Genomic DNA, 20448 nt, shown 5'->3' on the forward strand with positions numbered 1-20448 from the left:
ATTCTGAAGGTGACACTTACACTGCTTTTGGTACATAAATAGCTTACCATTCCGGAAATAGGAGGGATGATGTTGGTAGAAGTAAAAGCAATACATAAAGAGAATGTAGAACAAGTATCTAGATTCATATCAGAGCTAAATACTATAGAGACTTCACACATTGGTTATTGTGGAAAAGAAAGTAAAGAGATTGCTAATACTTTATTACATGATATAACCGATGTTTCATTTGCCGATAGCTTTGTTGCTGCCTATGATCATAATGTACTAGTCGGAATTCTAGGTTTTGATGCTTCACTAGAAGATCATATCGCAGAAATTTGGGGCCCCTTCTTAAAGGCAGATTATTTAGCTTATGCTACTGATTTATGGAACGAGATGGACATGTTACTTCCACCTGAAATTCATTCATTACATATGTTCCCAAACAAGAAAAATAGTCATGTAGTAGAACTAGCAAAAAGGCTAAATTCTACAGAACACGGTGAGCAGACCATTCTAACCTGTGATCGAGATAACCTCAGTGAGTTGGAACATCCAGTGATGGTTGAATTAACCCAGAACTATTATGCTGAAATGATACAACTCCATGACCAAGCATTTCCTGGTACTTATTATAGTGGAGAACAAATCTTAGCGCGGCTAAATACTGAGCGAAAAGTATTTGTCCTCACTTCCGATGAAGGTTTATTAGGATATATATATGTGGAGGCTGAGCCCGAGTTTGGAGAAGAAAGTATTGATTTTTTTTGCGGTAAAAGAATCCGAACAAGGAAAAGGACTTGGTAGGCATTTATTGAAAATCGCGTTACACTGGCTATTTACTATCAAAAAGATTGATTCTATTACCCTTTGTGTGGAATCACTAAATAAACAGGCAATTCATCTTTACAAAAAGGTAGGGTTTAAAGTAGTCCATGAATTAAGATATTTTACGAAGAATGTATTAGAATAATAGAATAGTAGATTTTCTAATAGAGAAAGGAGAAAAGAAATGAGTACCATTTATAAACAAAAACATGATTTGCAAGACTTACCGGGAATACAATCGAAATTGGAGAGCTTTGTTCAATTTCAATTCGAATCAGTAAAAGATGTTGAGGATTGGTTAAAGGATCTTTCTGTATTTTTTGATGAAATACAAGAAATTCTCAGCGGTCATTATATTGAATTTCAAGCACGCAATCAAGATGAAACAGCGAAACGGAATTTTGAGTATGATCAGGAAAAGATTGAACCTTTATTAAAAACTTATATGGCTCGTCTTGACGAAAAGCTAATGAACTCAGACTATAAAGACATGCTAGATCAAGAGCAATATGGACGGTTATTGCGTAGTAAAGAAAATGCGATCAAGCTTTTTAGAGAAGACAATATCAGCCTAGAAGTAGTTGAGGACCGTCTAGCTACTCGTTATTTTGAATTAACAGGTGGATTAACATCTGAATGGGACGGAGAAGAAAAGACAATTCCTGAATTATTTCCTTACCTGGAGGATCCAAACAGGGATACAAGAAAAGAAGCTTTTGAGAAAATTTTCACCTCGTTGGTATCGGTTGAAAATGAGCTTCAAGAAATCATGGATGAATTAATAAAGATCCGTAAAAAGAAAGCAATGAACTCAGACCTCAACAATTATCGTGATTTCATGTTTATGGAGTATGAAAGATTTGATTATTCGGCAGAAGACTGTAAGGTACTAGCCGAATCAATCCGTGAACATGTATTACCAGTAGTAAAGCGAATAGAGGAAAAGAAGAAGATTGAACTGGGGGTGGATGCGCTAAGGCCCTATGATCTTAAAGCTGTCCCAGCAGAGCGGAAGCCTCTTAAGCCCTTTTCTACACGAGATGAGTTAGTTGAACGAACAGCAAGGGCATTGGGTGAACTGGATCCAAGGTTTGCCGAACTCGTTGCTCTAATGAATGAAAGCGGTATGTTAGATCTAGAGACACGTAAGAATAAGTCACCAGGTGGGTTCTGTACATCACTACCTGTATCTGAGCTTTCTTTCATATTCATGAATGCTTCTCATACCCATGATGATATGTTAACGCTCTTCCATGAAATGGGGCACTGCATACATAACGATATGAAGCGTAACCTTCCACTTTCATATGACAGAGATACCCCAATGGAATCATCTGAACTAGCAAGTATGACAATGGAATTATTGACCATGGATCAATGGCATTATTTCTACTCAAAAGAAGAGCAGAAGCAAGCAAAGCTCGACATGTTAAGAAGAATTGTTACGTTCCTACCTGACGGAATCCGAGTTGATCAGTTTCAGCATTGGATGTACGAAAATCCAGATCATACTCCAGACGAACGTATGGAGAAATATGCTGAGCTATCGAAAGGCTTATCCTCTCATGTAGTTGATTGGAGTGGTTACGAGGATGCACGTATGAAGGAGTGGCTATTTGTTCTTCATATTTTTGAAGTACCGTTTTACTATGTGGAATATGTAATTGCACAGTTGGGTGCACTTCAAATGTACAAAAAGTATAAGGAAGATCCGGTCGGAACTCTTAAGCGATATAAAAAAGCTCTATCTCTAGGTAATACTAAGTCTTTATATGAGGTCTATGAGGCAGCAGGCATTCGTTTCGATTTTTCTGGAGCGATGATCAAAGACTTAATGGAGTTTGTAGAAAATGAAATAAATGAGCTTGAGAAGATGAAGGTGTAGGTTCAGTAAAAAAGGTTCAGTTCGAATGAACTGAACCTTTTTTAAGGTAATAAATAGAACAATACGGCAAAGAAGTGAGCAGCAGAGCCACCTATAACAAAAATATGCCAAATGGCATGGTGGTATCTAAAACCTCTCCATACGTAGAAAATAGCTCCAAGTGTGTATAGGACTCCTCCAACAACAAGTAAGGTAAGACCATTAGCTGGAAGATTTTCCGATAAAGGTTTCCAAGCAAACACAATCATCCAACCAAGTAATATATAAAGTAAAGTAGACATGTGAAGATATTTTTTGACGAAAAACGCTTTGAAGATTGTACCACCTATTGCTAATCCCCACACAACTCCAAATAAAGTCCAGCCTAGCCAACCTTTAACTGCAATAAATAAGAACGGAGTATAGGTACCAGCGATAAAAAAGTATATGGAAGAATGATCCATAATTTCAAAGAAATCCTTAACTTTCCCCGGAGGAAAGCTGTGAACCAGAGTTGAAGCTGTATATAAGAGTACCATTGTTGAACCAAATAAAGTAAAGCTAACAACATGCCAAGCTGTTCCATATAACGATGAAAATACGATTAATATAACAAGGCCAGCAATACTAAGCAATCCTCCAATGCCATGTGTAATGGAGTTTGCAATTTCCTCGCCTTTAGTGAAGGTGTGTGTTGTAGCCATTCACTATCATTCCTTTCAACTTAACATTCCTTATCTTACTATAGTAATGGATAGGAGGGCATAACACAATTTATTTGTTATATAAAGAAGGATGAATTTTCCTCCCCGATCAATAAAGCACTGTTTAAGAATCATTGTTGACTTTGTAATTAGACTTCAGAAAAAAGGAACCTCTACAAAGAGATTCCATCCTGCTGATAATCATCTAGTTGTTTTAGCATCGTTTCGAATTCTTGTGGAGTAGAAAATTGATTAGACTGCCAATTTTGCTTGATCCAAGAAATTAACTCATTGCTGGTATTAAAAACTTCTCCGCTAGTGTCAGCGTTTCTAATCATATAACGACCATTATCATCATCAATAGTTACCTCAACAGGACTATAGCTATGTACTGAGTTAAGAGAGAATTCCATGATTACACCTCCATCCATCGATAGTATAAGATATTGTATATTAGATTATGTAGAAACTATTCCTTTTGTTATAATAAAAATATGAATGCGCTTTCAATGCTTGTGCCACGCTAAAAAATATTATTGTTTTTACAAGAAAAGACAGACTTCGCGAGATTTTTACAGTATAATAAAAGAAACGGTTAAAAAGAAGGTTGGTATTTTGCTACTTAAGAGTCTAGAATTTACTCATCAAAGTGGTCAGAAGGTCAAAGTCACAGAAATTCCAGTATGGGAGGAAGATAATCTTTTTACGCTAAAGATTAGGTTTAGACTTGAGACATTCATAACGAAGATTAGTACAGACTCAACTCCAAAAAAAATCTACTCATTTAGAGACCATTTGAAGAAGACTTTAAAATGGCATGAGTACACAGAAATCTACAAAATTGATATTTTAAAAAACAATGCGTAATGGGACCTTTTCTAAAGGTCTTTATTTTTTTGATATAATAATCATGTTTCAAGATTTCAACAAAATTGTGACATTAGCACGGTTTTTTTTTATTATTGAAACATTTTTTGCTATGATAGAAGAGGTATTGTAATACATAGGAAAGATAAGGTGAGACATTTGAATAGAAAATTGATGATGGGCCTTTTTTTCTCACTTTTACTGATCGTATCAGGGTGTGGGGGAAATGGACTAGAAGTACCAAGTGATGCAACAACTGTGGAAAATTTTACTTTTACAAATCAAAATGGTGAGGAATATGGGTTAGAACAATTAAAAGGTAAAGTCTGGGTGGCTGACTTTATATTTACAAATTGTGATACGGTTTGTCCTCCATTAACCGCAAATATGTCTAAGCTTCAAGACATGGCAAAGGAGAAAGGTCTTGAGGTAGAGTTTGTGTCATTTAGTGTAGATCCAGAAAACGACACACCAGAAAAACTGTTAACATTTGGAGAACAGTTCGATGCTGATTTTACTAATTGGAATTTCCTTACAGGTTATTCTCAGAGTGACATAGAAGCTTTTGCACCAAAAAGCTTTGCTGCTATTGTTCAAAAGCCAAAATCAGATGACCAGGTCATTCATGGACTACGATTCTATATTGTCAATCAAGATGGAATTGTTGTAAGTAGCTACAACGGGTTAGAAAACCCTCCTTATGAACAAATGCTAGATGACATCTCAAAACTGCAATAACTCCCTCAAAGGGAGTTTTTTTATTAGAGTTTATAACAGGTTTTTTAAAGTCCTGTTAAAGAACTATGATAATTTTTAAGCAGTTATCGAAGTGGAGGAACGCGAGACTCCTGCGGGAGAAGCGGTTTAGGGGAGACCCCACAGGAGTGTAAGCGAGTGTCTAGCTGCAATGCCCAGCCCCTCGAGGTCAAATAACCCTACATCAAGAAAAGGGAAAGATCACCCTTTTCTTGATGTAGGAACATTTGCTTGTCGGGGCTAACCAGGGCATTTCCGCTTTTCTAGTGAGGAGGCTCCCCAACCGCCCGCGGAAAGCGAGTGTTCCGGAACGAAGATCTCCTTATTTTCATGATAGCCTTCCTAAAAGAGTGTTGTATATAATTTGGTAGTATTTAATTAAAGGAAGTGCATGTCCTTTAACTTATAATGATGATTATGGTCATTGAATATAAAGATGATTTATATAATAGAGTATGGACAATCAAGGAGGGACAGCTTTGTTTAGACTTGTTATACTACTTTCCTTTGCTGTCATGCTTATGGTCATGTTTAATTCAAAACAGAATGAGCCATTACAAGCCTCAGCAAATCATCCTTATATAGAAAGAAAAAGCCACATATTGAAAAAGGTAGATTCTTCGTTTTTCCCTAGAGACTTAAAGATTGTTGCATTGGGAGATTCACTCACATCAGGTTTTGGAGATCAGTCAGGTAACACTGGGTATATCACGGTTCTTGATCAGATGCTGCGAGCACAACGTGGAGTAGACCAAACATCAGTCAAGAATTATGCAATTGGGGGACACCGTTCGGATCAATTGTTGAATGAATTAAAACGTTCAGAGGTACAATATTCACTTAGTAAAGCGGATTATATCATTGTAACTATTGGTGGTAACGATGTTATATCGGTTGCTCAACAAAACATTTTCGATTTAACCAACGCTCCTTTTGCAAAAGGAAATAGGGACTATTTAATCAATTTAAATCAAATTGTTTCTAAGATTAAAGAATACAATCCTCATGCTCAGTTATATTTTGTGGGTATCTACAATCCGTTTGCCTCATTGTTCTCAGGTGTACCTGAAATCGAACAATTAATTGACAGTTGGAATCAGAGTACGGAGAATGTGCTCTCGAGTTATGATCATACCTATTTTATTCCTGTAGCAGATGTGTTCAAAGGAAAAGAAGATCAATATTTGTTTCATGATTATATCCATCCGAATGAAGCGGGCTATAAGCAAATGGCCAATCGTATTTTAACGTATATTTCTCATTACGATCTCACGGCAAGTTATGTGGTAGCAGAAGTGGAAGAAGAGGAAGATGGATATTGAACTCTAAAGATAAAGAAAACGTCGGTGCAAAATCACCGACGTTTTAATATAGAGTCGAAAATTCATTTTGAAGCTGGTGTGTAATAGAAAAGTGTGTTGGCAGATTGTGCTCGTCTACTTTATTAATCGGTAATACCTCAGAAGTTGTGCTTGTGATAAACGCCTCATCTGCATTCAGTAAAAATTCAGGTGTGAATTTTTCTTCCTTCACTAAAATGTTTAATCTTTCAGCCAAGGTAAAAACAGCCTTTCTGGTAATTCCATGAAGAATTTGCTTGGTAGCAGGGGTCGTATATAAGGTTCCATTCTTTACGACAAATAGATTACTACTAGATCCTTCTGTAACATATCCCTCTTTTACAAGAATGGCTTCATCGCATCCCTTTTGAACTGCTGCTTGCTTTGCCATGACATTAGGAAGTAGGTTTAAGGATTTGATATAACAGTTGGCCCATCGCTCATCATCCATTAGAAGAACCGCTATACCGTTTCTTTTTTTGCTTTCATCAAGTGATTTGGATGGTTTAACTACCATTGATAAAACAGCCGGTGTGTCAGGGTATAAATGTAATCTTGGTGCGATTCCTCTTGTTACTTGAAAGTAAACATCAACAGAATCCTCACCAGAGCGTCGAATTCCCTCTAAAATAATTTCTTTTAGTTGCTCTCGAGTATGAGGTAACGTAAGTGAAATCGCATTCGCGCTAAGCTCAAATCGGTCAAGATGATCTTCAAGCATAAATGGCTTTTTATTATATACTCTGACAACCTCATAAATGCCATCACCAAATTGATGACCACGTTCTTGTATGGGAACAATTCCTTCATTAACATCTGTTAGAAATTGATCTTTATAATAAGCAATCTCCATATGTAATTCCTCCTGTCATATTTCTTCCTACAATATATCATTTATAAAGGAACGTAAAGAATAAACAGTCTGATTATTCCGACCCTTTGTATTTTCCGATGATAATAGTGAATTAAGGATTGCTTCCTCTGTAGCATCTGCAGTTGCCTCGAACACTGGATCTAAGGCATAATCTTGTACCGTTTCCTGAGAAGAGAAGAAAGTTGAGCTCTCATGCAAGATTTTATGTGCGGTGGTAAAACCAAGGACAATATCACCGCTTCCATGACCGATATAAGAACCCGTCTTGCTTAATCCAACCGCCGTTCTTTTTAATACTCTCTTAAGCTGCCTTTCATTTACCGGTAGATCAGTTGCCACCAAGATAATAATAGAACCTTTGTCCCTTACATCTTCCTGATGTTTTTGCGGATGTAAATGTTTTACCACTGGACCGACATGCTTTCCGGCAATTGTTAAATGCTCCATCTTTCCGAAATTGGTTAAAACCATTACACCAACAGTAAAAGAACGCTCTCCTAAGTTAACCATTCTTGAAGAGGATCCAATACCACCCTTTAATCCGAAACAAACCATTCCGGTACCGGCACCAATATTCCCTTCCTCAAACTCGGGAGTGGCTGAATCAATCGCCTGTAAAACATGTTCTTTCGTTACGGAGCTAGTCCGAATGTCATTAATGATCATATCATTACATTCACAGACAATTGCATTGACTGTTCCAGTTGTTCGCCCAATTGAGGGATTGTTAGCAAGCGTGTAGTCTATAGCGCCTTGAAGACCTGCCCCGACTGCTAAAGTATTCGTCAGGATGATTGGTGTTTCAATTGTCCCTAGCTCTTCAAGCTGAATGGACCCTGCTGTTTTACCAAAACCATTAATGGTATGTATAGAGCCAATTACTTTTTCTTGAAAAAGATTTCCGGAATGGGGTAATACAGCTGTAACTCCAGTTTGAATATCGCCCTCTGAAATCGTAGTATGTCCAACTTTAACACCATGGACATCTGTAATAGAATTGGTGGGACCACTCTGGAGCTTGCCAATGTTAATGTGGAAATCCTTTGTTTTATACTTCTTCATAAAAATTCCCCCTTGGTTATATTGTTGATTCATTCATGAAACCTGTCAATTTAAAAAAATACTGATAAATAAAAATACGAGTTTTGTTTGTCCAAATAAAAGAATAGGATAATATATCACACCATTGAAAGGGTTTTGGACATGACTAAAATTGAAGCATTTATATTGGGGCTTATTCAAGGATTTACTGAGTTTTTACCGATTAGTAGTACGGGCCATTTATTTATCGGACGACATTTATTTGGTTTAGATGAGGCAGGACTCTTCTTGGATACGATGCTACACGTAGGAACTCTTGTTGCAATATTAGTAGTGTATAAGCATGAATTTATTTATATATTAAAAAATCCTATTAGTAAGCGTACGTTTCTATTAATTGTTGGTACCATTCCAGCTGTCGTTATTGGCTTAGCTTTTAAGGACTACTTCGAGGAGATTTCGGAAACAGGTGTTACGATTGGTTGGGAGTTTCTAGTGACGGGATTATTTCTATGGTTTGCTGATAATATTAAAAATGGATATAAAAAAATGGACGATATCTCCTATACAGATGCTTTTTTCATTGGTACCTTCCAGGCGGCAGCTATCTTACCGGCTATTTCTAGATCGGGGCTAACGATTGTAGCTGCTTTAATTCGGAAACTAGATCGTGAAACAGCCGCTTACTTTTCCTTCTTATTATCAACTCCAGCAATTGCCGGAGCGGTTGTGTTACAATCTTTTGATTTGTATAGCGGGTCAGTTGAGAATATAAGTTTACCAGCGTTAGGAGTGGCATTAGCATCATCCGCCTTTTTCGGTTATATCGCAGTCAAATGGATGATCTCTTATTTAAAAAAGCATTCCTTAAAGGTGTTTGCAGTATATGTATGGGCTTTAGGTCTTCTTGTAATCAGTTTACAATGGGCTGGTATTTTCTAAAAATATAAGCTTTCTTTCATTAAGGCGTAGATTATAGCTGCAGCTAAGTAAAAATAGGTCTAGATTCTTCCATAAATAGGTAATAGGTAAAAAACCTATAAAAATGGGCATTCGCACATACGTAATGGACCCACTCCTCATATGTTAACAGTGTAAGCTTTAAAAATAAAAGGAGTGAGTGAATATGCACGGTTACGGTTATGGTCACGATTGCTTTCCAGGATATGGTTATGGAGTACCAGCTACAGGTAATAACTTTGCGCTGATTGTTGTATTGTTTATCTTATTAATTATCATCGGCGCTTCTTATGTATCTTAATAAATGAGGCTTTAGCCTTTTAGTAAAACCACCATTCTAAATGGTGGTTTTACTTTGATTGAAGTGAAAAACTCTTCATTCCCTAGGGGGATGGTGGGTAAAGTTTAAATAATCTGAGTGAGCACTAGACTAAATTCTAGAAAAAATCTAAAATTATCTTATACTCACATAAACAGACTAAAAGATTACATACTATTTCATTTCATCATTCCAAACATGAAATGGACAAACAAAGAATATAAATATAAAAGGGAAATTATGTATGGAGAAATCATTCTGAATAACGCAATAAGTATAGAATGTAAAAGGAGCGAAATTATGAATATTCTCGTATTAGGCGGGACAAAGTTTCTTGGGAGGCATCTTGTTGAAGAATCACTACGTCGTGGACATGAGGTGACCATTTTTACTAGAGGAAAAACAAATGCTGATCTGTTTCCAGAGGTAGAACATTTAATAGGTGATCGGGATGGGAATTTATCTAGTTTAATAGGACGGAAATGGGATGCTGTTATTGATACGAGTGGATATGTTCCAAGAGTAGTAGGACAATCGACTGCCATTTTGGCCTCAGCTACTAGTGTTTATACATTCATTTCTTCCATTTCTGTTTATAAAGATTTCTCTACGCCAGGACTGACTGAGGATGCAGAAGTTTTAAAGCTTGAAGACGAAACAGTGGAAGAAGTCACAGGGGAGACTTATGGCGCATTAAAGGCATTATGTGAAGAAGAGGTTAAGAAGACTTTTCCAGATCGCCATTTGATTATTCGTCCAGGTTTAATTGTTGGACCACATGACCCAACAGATCGTTTTACGTATTGGCCATCTAGAGTTGGAAACGGTGGAGAAGTGTTAGCACCAGATGATCCGAATACACCTGTTCAAATCATTGATGTTCGTGACTTAGCTTCATTTATCGTTCAACAATTAGAAAATAAAGCTGTAGGAACCTATCATGTAACCGGACCTGACGAAAAACTAACACTTGGTGAATTACTAGAACAAACCAAACATGAATTAAACGCTCAAACAACCTTTACTTGGGTACCTAAGAGCTTCTTAGATCAGCATGATATAAAAATGTGGATCGATATGCCACTATATATACCTCTAGGTATAGGGATGGATGGTTTTTCAGCGGTGAACCTTGATAAATCATTAGGTGATGGATTAAGCTTACGGCCTATACGTGAAACAATTGTAGATACTTTTAAATGGTCACAAACTCGTGACGAGCAATATACGATGCAAGCAGGAATAACTAAGAATAAAGAACAAGAGTTATTAGAGACTTGGCAGAAAGAAAAGCAAATGAATATAGCTCCTAATTAAAGGAAAAACTACCTCCTAGTATAGATTAGGAGGCTTTTTTATATTTCTGGAAGAGTAACTGGTAAGTGAATCCCGGTTACTTTTTGCTTTACATAGGGAGGGGTATACATATGAATTTCTATCCATGTATGATTGTCGGTGGAGGGATTGCGGGTTTACAGGCTGCAATTATGCTCGGAAGATACAGTCATCAAGTAGCTGTTATTGATAAAGGAGAAGGACGTTCAACCTTATGTCGGTGCTATCATAATGTACTTGGTTATCCAGACGGAGTTGATGGAGAGCATCTCAGAGCATTGGGTAAACAGCACGCTGAAAAATACGGCGTTCACTTTATTAAGGGTGATGTAGTGAATGCACGGAGTGAGAATGGTAAATTTATTCTTAGTACGAGCACAAATGAAGAATATGAGTGTAAGTATTTACTCATGGCCACAGGAATAAAGGATCAGCTTCCACTAACGATCCCAAATCTTAAAGAATGTCTGGGGATTTCTATCTATATTTGCCCAGATTGTGATGGGTATGAGGTAAAGGATAAAAAGCTTGCCATTGTTGGGGCAGGAGACGTTGGAGCAAACATGGCCCTAACACTAACCTATTTCACAAAGGATATCACTTATATTAATCATGATCGCACACATATTGGAGAAAAATTACAAGAACAATTAGATGCAAAGGGAATAGAAGTGATCACACAAAAGGTTGAAACTGTTAACGTAAAATCACCTTCGAAATTCTCAGGAGTCACCTTAGCATCGGGAGAAATCATTCAAGCTGACCGCGGCTTCTTAGCGTTTGGAGGAAGCAAAGTGAATACGGATTTATTAAAGCAGTTAGGTGTAGAAAGATTAGAAAATCAGCATATAGCTGCTGATCCACGAACAAAAGAAACAAACATCAAAAATGTTTGGGTAGCCGGTGACATCGTTGCACACTCAGAACAACTAACCATCGCAATGGGCGAAGGAGCACAGGCCGCCATTTGGATGCACAAACGAATACTAGAAAATTGACGGAGCAATTATATCCGTCTTTTTTTGTCTCTTTTAAGCAGGGTTGATTGTAGTGGAAGGAGGCGAGACTCCGCACGCCCCGCGGAAAGCGAGTGTCCTGTAATGAAAATCAACAACATAGTTAAACTGAATGTTTTTATTACATGAATGTAGCTACACCAGAATAAACTTTAAGGAAATATATGCTTCCAACGGGGGGAATAAAAATGGTGCATTCTCGCCTTATAAAACCACTTTTAGATGAAATATATCCTGTCATTAGCCATGGTAAAGGAATATACGTATATGACTCAGATGGAAAGAAATATCTTGATGGTTCATCTGGTGCAGTCACAGCTAGTATAGGACATGGAGTAACCGAAATCATTGAAGCAATGAATAATCAAGCAGAAAAAATCTCTTTTGTTTACAGATCCCAGTTTACAAGCCTTCCTGCAGAAGGATTAGCACAAAAGCTATCAACTCTCGTTGAAGGTGCTGACTATTGGAGTTTTTTGGTCAATAGTGGTTCAGAGGCAACCGAGACAGCCTTAAAAATTGCTATTCAATACTGGCAGGAAAAAGGGATGACTACCAAACAGAAAATCCTCTCTCGCTGGATGAGCTACCACGGGATTACCCTCGGAGCATTGTCCATATCTGGTTATCACGCTAGAAGAGCACGGTTCGTTCCACTTTTAGAATCGGATCCAGCCATTTCCCCTCCCTATTGTTATCGCTGTCCCTACCAAGATACATTCCCAAATTGCCACCTTAAATGTGCAACAGAATTAGAAAAAGTCATCCTAAGGATAGGAGAAGAACATATAGCTGCCTTCATGGTCGAACCAATTGTTGGTGCTGCTGGTGCAGCCATGACTCCTCCTGCAGGTTATTATGAAAAAATTAGAGAGATTTGCGACAAATACAATATCCTGCTTATTGCCGATGAAGTGATGACAGGAATCGGAAGAACGGGGAAGATGCTAGCACTGGAGCATTGGGATACAACCGCGGATATTATCACACTTGGAAAAGGCCTGAGTGCAGGATACACTCCAATTGCAGCGACTCTTGTTAAAGATCGTATTCTAGAGCCTATTCAAAATGGATCTAGGGTGATCATGAGCGGTCATACATTTAGCGGTAATCCACAATCAGCCGCAGTTGCATTAGAGGTTCTTAATTATATTGAAAAACATAACATTATTAATCTGGTAGAAAAAACAGGTGACTATTTACAAGGGCAATTAAAAGCACTACAACTTAAATATCACTGGATTGGAGATATCCGGGGCAAAGGCCTCCTAGTAGGGATGGAGTTTGTACAAAATGATCTGAAATTACCTTTTCCCGCAGGCTTTGGAATGACAGCTTTAGTCATTGAAAAGGCAAAGCAACAAGGGTTATTAGTGTATCCGGCTGCTGCTGGTGAGGACGGAATTTTAGGCGATGGAATCATCATTGCTCCTCCTCTAACGATTACAAACACACAAGTTGATGAGTTGGTTGAATTGCTTGATCGAGCATTTAGTGAAATAGATTCAGGTTTGATTACTCCAGGAATCATAGCGTGAGGAGAGAGGCTATGACTAAACAACAAACAATCGATACAATCATGAATCATATCGTGGATGGGAGTACGATCATGTTTGGAGGATTTGGCGGGATTGGTACGCCACCAACCATCGTGAAGAAAATCTCGGAAAAAGGAGTAAAGAATCTAACCTTAATTGGAAATGACACAGGATTTCCTACGATTGGTATTGGCCCTTTAATTGTTAATAAACAAGTAAAGAGAATCATCACCTCACACATAGGTTCAAACCCTATAGCGGGAAAGCTTATGAATGATCGAGAACTTGAGGTGGAATTTGTTCCACAAGGTACACTAATGGAACGAATTCGTGCAGGCGGTGTGGGTCTAGGAGGAGTGCTTGTTGATGTAGGTGTAGGAACTGTCATTGAGAAGAATAAGGAGACAACGACGATTAAGGGGAAGAAATATTTAATAGAGACAGCTCTAAACGCAGATATCTCGATTGTATTTGCTAAGGTTGGAGATGAATATGGAAATCTTATCTACGATAAAAGTTCGAGAAATACGAATCCACTAGTAGCCATGGCTGGGAATCTAACCTTTGCTGAAGTAGAGGAGCTCGTACCAATTGGGACCCTCTCACCTGAAGAAATTGTAACCCCTGGTTGTTTTGTAAATGGAATCATACAAAGTGAAGGGGTGAACTGGAAGTGGGTATGGGAATAGACATTAGGAACATGATTGCTGCTCGGGCTGCTCAGGAAGTTAAACATAATATGGTTGTAAATTTAGGAATTGGCATACCTTCATTGGTACCCAATCACCTTCCAAAAGCAATAAATGTGATGTTTCATGCAGAAAATGGTGTGCTTGGCATGGGAGAATCTCCACCAAAAGGAAAAGAGGATGAAAATCTGTGTAATGCTGGAGGTTACCCGGTAACGATTGTACCCGGTGCTTCTTATTTTGATAGCGCAATGGCCTTTGCAATCATAAGGAGAGGCCTCATTGATCTAACCATTCTTGGTGCACTTCAAGTAAGTGAACAGGGGGATTTAGCCAATTGGATTGTTCCAGGGAAAAGAGTGCCAGGAATGGGTGGGGCGATAGACCTTGCTCAGAAAGCAAAAAAAGTGATTGTCGTCATGAACCATACCAATAAGGATGGAAGTCCAAAGATTGTGAGAGAATGTACCCTTCCCCTAACAGCTACAAGGTGTGTAAATATGGTAATCACAGATTATGCGGTGCTAGAAGTGAAAGAAGACGGTCTATGGTTAAGGGAAGTTATGACGCCTTATTCTATAGATGACGTTATCAATAATACTGATGTTGAATTATTGATTGATCATAGCCTGAAAGATATAGATTAGAGGGGGAGAGTATCCTTGGATGTGCAAAAAAAGATAAACGAGTGGCTTACATTAAATAGAGAACAAGCGATCAGACTGTTAAAACGACTTGTACAAGAACGGAGTATCACAGGGCTTGAAAGCTCTGCACAGGCAGTCATTATTGAAAAGCTTAGAGAGCTAGGTTTAGAGATTGATATTTGGGAACCAGATTTTACTGAATTACAATCGCATCCTTACTTTGTTTCTCCCCGTAGTTCCTTTACTGATAGCGCTAACGTAGTAGGTGTTATGAAGGGAACTGGCGGAGGTAAATCTATCTTATTGAATGGTCATATTGATGTTGTTCCTGAAGGTGACCCAAAGCAGTGGGAGTATGACCCATATGGTGCTGATGTTGTTAATGGAAAGATGTATGGGCGAGGAACTACAGATATGAAGGGCGGAACAGTCTCCATGCTCTTAGCCATTGAGGCTTTACAAGCGCTTAATCTCCCAATAAAAGGTGATATTGTTTTTCAAAGTGTTATTGAGGAAGAAAGTGGTGGTGCCGGATCATTAGCAGCGATATTAAGAGGATATAAGGCAGATGTTGCGATTATTCCTGAACCAACGAGTATGAAGATATTTCCTAAGCAGCAGGGATCGATGTGGTTTCGCTTGACAGTTACAGGAAAATCAGCGCATGGTGGTACTCGGTATGAGGGTGTAAGTGCAATAGAAAAAAGTGTAGTAGTTATCGAGAAAGTAAGAGACCTTGAGGTACTTAGAAATTCTAGGATTGATGATCCACTCTATCAATCTATCCCCATTCCTGTCCCCATTAATATTGGAAAAGTGAGTGGTGGGAATTGGCCTTCCTCTGTACCAGATCAGGTAATTCTTGAGGGAAGAATTGGTGTTGCACCGGAAGAAGAGATGGAAGATGTTAAGAGAGAATTTGAACACTATATTGGAAATCTAGGTGAGTTTGATGATTGGTTTGTAACACATCCAGTTGAAGTTACTTGGTTTGGAGCAAGATGGGTACCAGGAACCATTGATCTAAAACATGAAGCAATGACTCTCCTTGAAAACAACTATAAAAAAGTGAGGAAGCAAAATCCGGTCATTGAAGCATCGCCTTGGGGCACAGATGGAGGTTTGTTTACAAAGGTGGCTGGTATTCCAACTATCATTTTTGGACCAGGAACAACAGAGGTTGCTCATTATCCTAATGAGTTTATTATCCTCGATCATATGATGGAGGCTGCAGAAATACTGGCTAATATGATGGTAGAGTGGTGCAATATGGAGGACGAGAGCTAATTGCTTTCGTCCTTTTTACATTCCTACGTGAATTTAAAAATCACTTCTAAACTAAATTTTAGTTTTCTTATATTGGGAATTCTTACATAAAACTCTAATCATTGGAGAAAATGAGGGGAAGAAGAAATTTAGATAAAACGGAGGCCATATGGTCACATTAGCATTTATTGTATGTACCTGTTTATCGATATTGCTTATGTCTTATATAGATACTCATCTTTATGGGTTTTCCCTTTTTGAGGCGATCTACTATATTGTTTATCCTGAAAGAGCAACAAGAGAAGTGTTTGTTGTTTTCGCATTGATAGTAGGGTTCATTTCGTCTCTAATGATAGACTATCGGCACCGGAAAAATACACAAACTGTCTCCAAATGAGCTGAGGGGAAGTAAATGAAAGAACTTACTGAAAAAATCTCACTATGGCAATTATTCATCCTGATTTTTATTTTCGAAATGGGTAGTGGCATTATTGTTGGAATTGGTAATGATGCTAAACAGGATGCCTGGATTGCGATCGCCATTGCAACCCTATTAGGGGTATTATTAGTGTTATTTTTTAGTCAAATTAATTCACGAGTTGAAGGTAAGAATCTGTTTGAGATTTTCGAGTGGGCAGTAGGGAAATGGGTAGGTAGATTCTTTATATGTTTGTATGTCCTATATTTTATATATATCGCTTCTAGAGTCCTACGCGATTTTGGAGAGCTGATTTCTTCCTCTATCCTTCCTAGGACCCCTATAGAAGTGACGATGATTATTTTTATGCTTGTTGTTTCCTACGTTTTATATCTAGGTTTGGAGGTTTTAGCAAGAACGGGTGAAATATTTCTCCCTTATGTTATTTTTTTTATGTTTGGAATTGGGTTTGGGGTTTTGTTCTCTGGAGAAATGCATTTTGAAAATTTATTGCCCATATTGCCCGAAGGGATTGGACCCGTTGCTAAAGCAATTTTCCCTTCGTTACTAACGTTTCCTTTTGGAGAGTTGATTGTATTCACATTGATTTTTCCTTATGTTTCAAAAGCCAAATACATTGGTAAGGTTAGTATTGCTTCCGTATTGGCTGCAGGTTTACTACTGGTGTATTCATCAATCATCCAAATTACAACTCTAGGATCTAGTATGAAAAGTAGGGCGAACTTTCCATTACTCTCTGCTGCCGGAGAAATATCACTACTTGAGTTTATTGAGCGTATTGACCTGTTAATTGTGTTTATCATGATGTTTGGAGTCATTATTAAGGTTGCAGTTTTTACATATGGTGGGCTTAAGGGGCTAGAACTCATTTTTTTAAGACCCTATCGCTATTTTATATTTCCAATAAGCATGCTGATTGCTTTTTTGTCTGTAGGCGTTAGTGGTAATTTTGCTGAGCATATTGAAGAGGGGTTAATCGTCGTACCATATTATTTACATCTTCCATTCCAGCTTGGAATACCTCTACTTTTATTCCCCATTATTTTATGGAAAACGAAAGTAAAAAAGGGGGGGCAACAGCATGATCAATTTAACTAAATTGTTTTCAGCTCAAAAGCCTAATCAACCAACAACGAGTGATGAACTCTTGTCGGAAGGTGAAGAAGCAAAAGACCTCTCTAGCAGCTTAGCTTCAAATTATGAAACTTTTAAAAAAACCTTTCAGGATTCCATCGATTTTACGCAAAGTTATATAAAGGTTGGTGGACAAAACGGCTTTGCTTGCTATCTAGACAGTATGATTGATTCGAAGCAACTTGCTGAAAAGATTGTGGAGCCGCTAGGGAATTCCATTAAGGAGCAGGAAAACATTACTGATCAGGCATCATTTAATGAATTTCGAGAAACCTATTTCACCAGTATTCCTTATGAATTTGTCTCAAAAGAGCATGATGCTGTTTGGTATCTTTTATCGGGATATATATTACTTGTAGTTGAAGGTGTTAATGTTGCTCTAGCTTTAAAAGTTTTTGATATCCAATTCAGGGGAATTACGGAACCAAGTACACAAACTATTATTCGAGGACCAAAGGATAGTTTCACGGAATCAATGGAAACGAATGTTAGCTTAATTAGGCGTCGAATAAAGAATCCCCATTTGCGGTTCGAGTCCTCTATTATCGGCAAGGATTCACAGACGACTGTGGTTATTGGCTATATTGACGGGATCACCAATAGCAAACTAATTGAGGAGATAAGAAAGCGGATTAATAAAATAGACACTAGCTATATATTAGATTCTGGTAATATTGACGAATTCATTACGGATAAAAGTTTGACTGTTTTTCCGTTATTGTATAATACTGAGCGACCTGATAGTGCTTGTGCTAACCTTTTAGAAGGAAAAGTGATTATTATCGTGGATGGGAGTCCGTTTGTATTGGTAGCTCCTGTTGTTTTTACAGACTTTTTTCAATCCAGTGAAGATTATTATCAGCCTTTTGTGATGGGGTCATTCATTAGGTTTATTCGTTACATTTCATTTATGATTGCCTTGATTTTTCCATCTCTATATGTAGCTATTTCAACTTTCCACCATGAATTGCTACCTACCCCCTTACTAATTAGTGTGCAGGCTCAGCGGGAAGGGGTACCTTTTCCAGCCGTGGTTGAAATACTATTGATGGAATTTACATTTGAAGTTTTAAGAGAAGCGGGAGTAAGAATGCCAAGAGCCGTTGGTCAAACGGTATCCATTGTAGGAGCACTAGTAATTGGACAAGCAGCGGTTGAAGCAGGACTAGTGTCGAATGTTCTCGTCATAGTGGTAGCATTTACAGCCATTGCAAGCTTCGTCTCACCTATCTATAACTTTTCTATTTCAACAAGGCTATTAAGGTTCGTCGTGATTTTATGTGCGGCTGTTTTTGGGTTGTTTGGGGTATTAGTCTTCTTAGTTGTCATGGTCATCCATCTAGCTAGCTTGCGTTCATTCGGCGTTGCATATTTAGCACCTGTGGCTCCCTTAATTATGGAAGACCAGACGGATGTATTCATCCGTTTTCCAACATGGGCTAATAAGAAAAGACCAACCTACTTAAATCCCAAGGGTCCTTATCGTCAAAAAACCAACCAATCCCCAAGTCCTCCAACTAAAGGAGAAGATTCATGATGCAAACATCTACAAAATCAATTATCATGTTTCTAACCGTTATTGTTTTGGCTGGATGTTGGGATCGAACTGAATTAAATGATGTCTCAATTGTGACGGGAATTGCGATTGACCAAGGTGAGAATCACAAGTATAAACTGACGGTTGAGGTTATAAATCCAACTGAAAACGCAAAGGTTCAAGCGCAAGGATTCACAGGGTCGATTACCTATTCTCAGGAGGGAGATTCACTTTCAGAGTTAGCAAATAGAATGAACGTAGGTATGTCGAGAGAATTAATCTATTCCCATACAAGAGTCGTTGTTTTCACAGAGGCTGTTGCTAAAAAAGGATTAATTGGCTTCTTAGATTATTTGGAAAGAAGCGGAGAATTTCGTAATGATTTTAATATGCTACTTTACGAGGGAGACAAAGCATCTGACGTACTAAAAGTAACGTATGCCTTACAAAAGGTCTCTTCTCTAAAAGTAAATAGGCAGATTCAAACGTTCTATCAAAACTGGGGCGGAGACCCAAACATTAGATTAACTGATTTTATTTCGGCTATTACTTCTAAAGGAAGAGAACCTGTTCTCGCAACCATTAAAATTAAAGGAAATCCCCAAAAAGGGGAAAATGTAGAAAATATTCAGCAAGTCGAACCAGATGCACTAGTTGAAGTATCGGGACTTGGAGTATTTAAGGAAGACAAACTGATCGGGAAATTACCAATTACCGATACGAGGAATTATTTATGGATTAATGGTTTAGAAACCACTAACCTTACAATTCCTTGTGATGATAAAGGTAATTACCTGGGTGTGAGAATAAAAAGTTCAAATACTGAAGTCAAGGCCGAAGTTCATCAAGGAAAACCAACTTTTAAAGTAAGTATTAAAGCAGAAGGTAAAATAGATGGTTCTCAGTGTACAGAAGACCTAGAGAAGCTTGAAACATATAAGAAAATTGAAGATCGTACGGAGAGTTTTGTGGAAGAAGAAGTGTCAAACACCATTAAGACTCTTCAAGAAAAATACGAGGCAGACATTTTTGGTTTTGGAGAGACATTGGAGAGACAGCACTATGATTTATATAAAACACTAGAGAAAGACTGGGATCAACACTTTGCTGATGCCACAATCGAAGTAGAGTCAACTATTTACATTAGAAGATCCGGAGTTAGAGGAAAAAGCTTTCAAACTGAAAACAAGGAAGCTGAGTAAAAAAATCGACGCATTGAACTGCACCAAAATTGTTAGACAAAAAACTAACAATGGAGGTGCAGTTTTTTTTATGGCTAAATTTACATTTGAGGACAAGTTATGGGCAGTAA

General features: G+C 37.9%; 21 protein-coding genes. 17 read left to right on the forward strand and 4 right to left on the reverse strand.

Annotated elements, in window-relative coordinates:
- Positions 1 to 72: 72 nt before the first annotated feature.
- The 3 genes from G4D63_RS19940 to G4D63_RS19950 are packed head-to-tail and all read left to right on the forward strand — an operon-like array spanning position 73 to position 2695.
- A complete protein-coding gene (locus G4D63_RS19940) occupies positions 73 to 789 on the forward strand; it encodes a GNAT family N-acetyltransferase (RefSeq protein ID WP_163181816.1) in 717 nt (238 codons plus the stop codon).
- Positions 704 to 955: a GNAT family N-acetyltransferase gene (locus tag G4D63_RS22510; RefSeq protein ID WP_420837837.1), complete on the forward strand. Its 252-nt coding sequence runs from the start codon at positions 704 to 706 to the stop codon at positions 953 to 955. The genes G4D63_RS19940 and G4D63_RS22510 overlap by 86 nt, the downstream gene beginning before the upstream one ends.
- Positions 956 to 994: 39 nt before the next feature.
- The gene (locus G4D63_RS19950; RefSeq protein WP_163181818.1) at positions 995 to 2695 is read left to right on the forward strand and encodes a M3 family oligoendopeptidase; all 1701 of its coding nucleotides are present in this window, start codon (positions 995 to 997) and stop codon (positions 2693 to 2695) included.
- Positions 2696 to 2736: 41 nt separating this feature from the next.
- On the opposite strand, the gene trhA is transcribed toward G4D63_RS19950, so the two are convergent.
- Both trhA and G4D63_RS19960 read right to left on the reverse strand, forming a co-directional pair.
- Positions 2737 to 3378, reverse strand: a complete 642-nt coding sequence (gene trhA, locus G4D63_RS19955; protein WP_163181819.1) for a PAQR family membrane homeostasis protein TrhA — start codon at positions 3376 to 3378, stop codon at positions 2737 to 2739.
- A gap of 173 nt (positions 3379 to 3551) precedes the next feature.
- Entirely contained in the window at positions 3552 to 3791 is a 240-nt protein-coding gene (locus tag G4D63_RS19960; RefSeq protein ID WP_163181820.1) for a hypothetical protein, read from the reverse strand.
- 202 nt (positions 3792 to 3993) lie between these two features.
- Between G4D63_RS19960 and G4D63_RS19965 the strand changes: the two genes are divergently transcribed.
- The 3 genes from G4D63_RS19965 (at position 3994) to G4D63_RS19975 (ending at position 6323) form a co-directional block, all read left to right on the forward strand.
- A complete protein-coding gene (locus tag G4D63_RS19965) occupies positions 3994 to 4245 on the forward strand; it encodes a DUF2535 family protein (protein WP_163181821.1) in 252 nt (83 codons plus the stop codon).
- Positions 4246 to 4419: 174 nt separating this feature from the next.
- Positions 4420 to 4983: an SCO family protein gene (locus G4D63_RS19970; protein WP_163181840.1), complete on the forward strand. Its 564-nt coding sequence runs from the start codon at positions 4420 to 4422 to the stop codon at positions 4981 to 4983.
- A gap of 497 nt (positions 4984 to 5480) precedes the next feature.
- Complete coding sequence (locus G4D63_RS19975) at positions 5481 to 6323, forward strand: SGNH/GDSL hydrolase family protein (protein ID WP_163181822.1); 843 nt, start codon at positions 5481 to 5483, stop codon at positions 6321 to 6323.
- Between the two features lie 43 nt (positions 6324 to 6366).
- Here G4D63_RS19975 and G4D63_RS19980 read toward each other — a convergent pair whose 3' ends face one another.
- Together G4D63_RS19980 and G4D63_RS19985 are read right to left on the reverse strand one after the other, a co-directional pair.
- On the reverse strand, positions 6367 to 7194 hold the full coding sequence (locus G4D63_RS19980) for an aminotransferase class IV (protein WP_163181823.1): 828 nt from the start codon (positions 7192 to 7194) through the stop codon (positions 6367 to 6369).
- Between the two features lie 27 nt (positions 7195 to 7221).
- The gene (locus G4D63_RS19985; RefSeq protein ID WP_163181824.1) at positions 7222 to 8277 is read right to left on the reverse strand and encodes a DmpA family aminopeptidase; all 1056 of its coding nucleotides are present in this window, start codon (positions 8275 to 8277) and stop codon (positions 7222 to 7224) included.
- Positions 8278 to 8418: 141 nt separating this feature from the next.
- On the opposite strand from G4D63_RS19985, the gene G4D63_RS19990 reads away from it, so the two are divergent.
- From G4D63_RS19990 to G4D63_RS20040, 11 genes are all read left to right on the forward strand, one after another.
- Positions 8419 to 9198: an undecaprenyl-diphosphate phosphatase gene (locus tag G4D63_RS19990; RefSeq protein WP_163181825.1), complete on the forward strand. Its 780-nt coding sequence runs from the start codon at positions 8419 to 8421 to the stop codon at positions 9196 to 9198.
- Positions 9199 to 9382: 184 nt separating this feature from the next.
- Positions 9383 to 9517 carry a YjcZ family sporulation protein gene (locus G4D63_RS19995; RefSeq protein WP_163181826.1) on the forward strand — a complete coding sequence of 45 codons (135 nt, stop codon included), beginning with the start codon at positions 9383 to 9385 and terminating at the stop codon, positions 9515 to 9517.
- Positions 9518 to 9835: 318 nt separating this feature from the next.
- Positions 9836 to 10852 (forward strand): SDR family oxidoreductase, encoded by a 1017-nt coding sequence (locus G4D63_RS20000; protein ID WP_163181827.1) that lies wholly within the window; start codon positions 9836 to 9838, stop codon positions 10850 to 10852.
- 110 nt (positions 10853 to 10962) lie between these two features.
- The gene (locus G4D63_RS20005) at positions 10963 to 11868 is read left to right on the forward strand and encodes an NAD(P)/FAD-dependent oxidoreductase (protein WP_163181828.1); all 906 of its coding nucleotides are present in this window, start codon (positions 10963 to 10965) and stop codon (positions 11866 to 11868) included.
- A 206-nt stretch (positions 11869 to 12074) separates the two neighbouring features.
- Entirely contained in the window at positions 12075 to 13424 is a 1350-nt protein-coding gene (locus G4D63_RS20010) for an aspartate aminotransferase family protein (protein WP_163181829.1), read from the forward strand.
- Between the two features lie 11 nt (positions 13425 to 13435).
- Positions 13436 to 14113: a 3-oxoacid CoA-transferase subunit A gene (locus G4D63_RS20015; protein ID WP_163181830.1), complete on the forward strand. Its 678-nt coding sequence runs from the start codon at positions 13436 to 13438 to the stop codon at positions 14111 to 14113.
- Positions 14098 to 14760, forward strand: a complete 663-nt coding sequence (locus tag G4D63_RS20020) for a 3-oxoacid CoA-transferase subunit B (protein WP_163181831.1) — start codon at positions 14098 to 14100, stop codon at positions 14758 to 14760. The genes G4D63_RS20015 and G4D63_RS20020 overlap by 16 nt, the downstream gene beginning before the upstream one ends.
- 15 nt (positions 14761 to 14775) lie before the next feature.
- On the forward strand, positions 14776 to 16047 hold the full coding sequence (locus G4D63_RS20025; RefSeq protein ID WP_163181832.1) for a peptidase: 1272 nt from the start codon (positions 14776 to 14778) through the stop codon (positions 16045 to 16047).
- 391 nt (positions 16048 to 16438) lie between these two features.
- The gene (locus tag G4D63_RS20030; RefSeq protein WP_163181833.1) at positions 16439 to 17563 is read left to right on the forward strand and encodes a GerAB/ArcD/ProY family transporter; all 1125 of its coding nucleotides are present in this window, start codon (positions 16439 to 16441) and stop codon (positions 17561 to 17563) included.
- Positions 17547 to 19136, forward strand: a complete 1590-nt coding sequence (locus G4D63_RS20035; RefSeq protein ID WP_163181834.1) for a spore germination protein — start codon at positions 17547 to 17549, stop codon at positions 19134 to 19136. Before G4D63_RS20030 ends, G4D63_RS20035 begins: the two co-directional genes overlap by 17 nt.
- Positions 19133 to 20338, forward strand: a complete 1206-nt coding sequence (locus G4D63_RS20040; protein ID WP_163181835.1) for a Ger(x)C family spore germination protein — start codon at positions 19133 to 19135, stop codon at positions 20336 to 20338. Before G4D63_RS20035 ends, G4D63_RS20040 begins: the two co-directional genes overlap by 4 nt.
- Positions 20339 to 20448: the final 110 nt, after the last annotated feature.

This window comes from Bacillus mesophilus (assembly GCF_011008845.1).
Taxonomy (GTDB): Bacteria; Bacillota; Bacilli; order Bacillales; family SA4; genus Bacillus_BS; species Bacillus_BS mesophilus.

Bases quoted from the DNA above. Each gene is read 5' to 3' on its own strand.
- G4D63_RS22510 (WP_420837837.1), top strand. From the start codon at position 704: ATGTGGAGGCTGAGCCCGAGTTTGGAGAAGAAAGTATTGATTTTTTTT.
- G4D63_RS19950 (WP_163181818.1), top strand. From the start codon at position 995: ATGAGTACCATTTATAAACAAAAACATGATTTGCAAGACTTACCGGGA.
- trhA (WP_163181819.1), bottom strand. From the start codon at position 3,378: ATGGCTACAACACACACCTTCACTAAAGGCGAGGAAATTGCAAACTCC.
- G4D63_RS19960 (WP_163181820.1), bottom strand. From the start codon at position 3,791: ATGGAATTCTCTCTTAACTCAGTACATAGCTATAGTCCTGTTGAGGTA.
- G4D63_RS19970 (WP_163181840.1), top strand. From the start codon at position 4,420: ATGATGGGCCTTTTTTTCTCACTTTTACTGATCGTATCAGGGTGTGGG.
- G4D63_RS19980 (WP_163181823.1), bottom strand. From the start codon at position 7,194: ATGGAGATTGCTTATTATAAAGATCAATTTCTAACAGATGTTAATGAA.
- G4D63_RS19985 (WP_163181824.1), bottom strand. From the start codon at position 8,277: ATGAAGAAGTATAAAACAAAGGATTTCCACATTAACATTGGCAAGCTC.
- G4D63_RS19990 (WP_163181825.1), top strand. From the start codon at position 8,419: ATGACTAAAATTGAAGCATTTATATTGGGGCTTATTCAAGGATTTACT.
- G4D63_RS19995 (WP_163181826.1), top strand. From the start codon at position 9,383: ATGCACGGTTACGGTTATGGTCACGATTGCTTTCCAGGATATGGTTAT.
- G4D63_RS20000 (WP_163181827.1), top strand. From the start codon at position 9,836: ATGAATATTCTCGTATTAGGCGGGACAAAGTTTCTTGGGAGGCATCTT.
- G4D63_RS20005 (WP_163181828.1), top strand. From the start codon at position 10,963: ATGAATTTCTATCCATGTATGATTGTCGGTGGAGGGATTGCGGGTTTA.
- G4D63_RS20010 (WP_163181829.1), top strand. From the start codon at position 12,075: ATGGTGCATTCTCGCCTTATAAAACCACTTTTAGATGAAATATATCCT.
- G4D63_RS20015 (WP_163181830.1), top strand. From the start codon at position 13,436: ATGACTAAACAACAAACAATCGATACAATCATGAATCATATCGTGGAT.
- G4D63_RS20030 (WP_163181833.1), top strand. From the start codon at position 16,439: ATGAAAGAACTTACTGAAAAAATCTCACTATGGCAATTATTCATCCTG.
- G4D63_RS20035 (WP_163181834.1), top strand. From the start codon at position 17,547: ATGATCAATTTAACTAAATTGTTTTCAGCTCAAAAGCCTAATCAACCA.
- G4D63_RS20040 (WP_163181835.1), top strand. From the start codon at position 19,133: ATGATGCAAACATCTACAAAATCAATTATCATGTTTCTAACCGTTATT.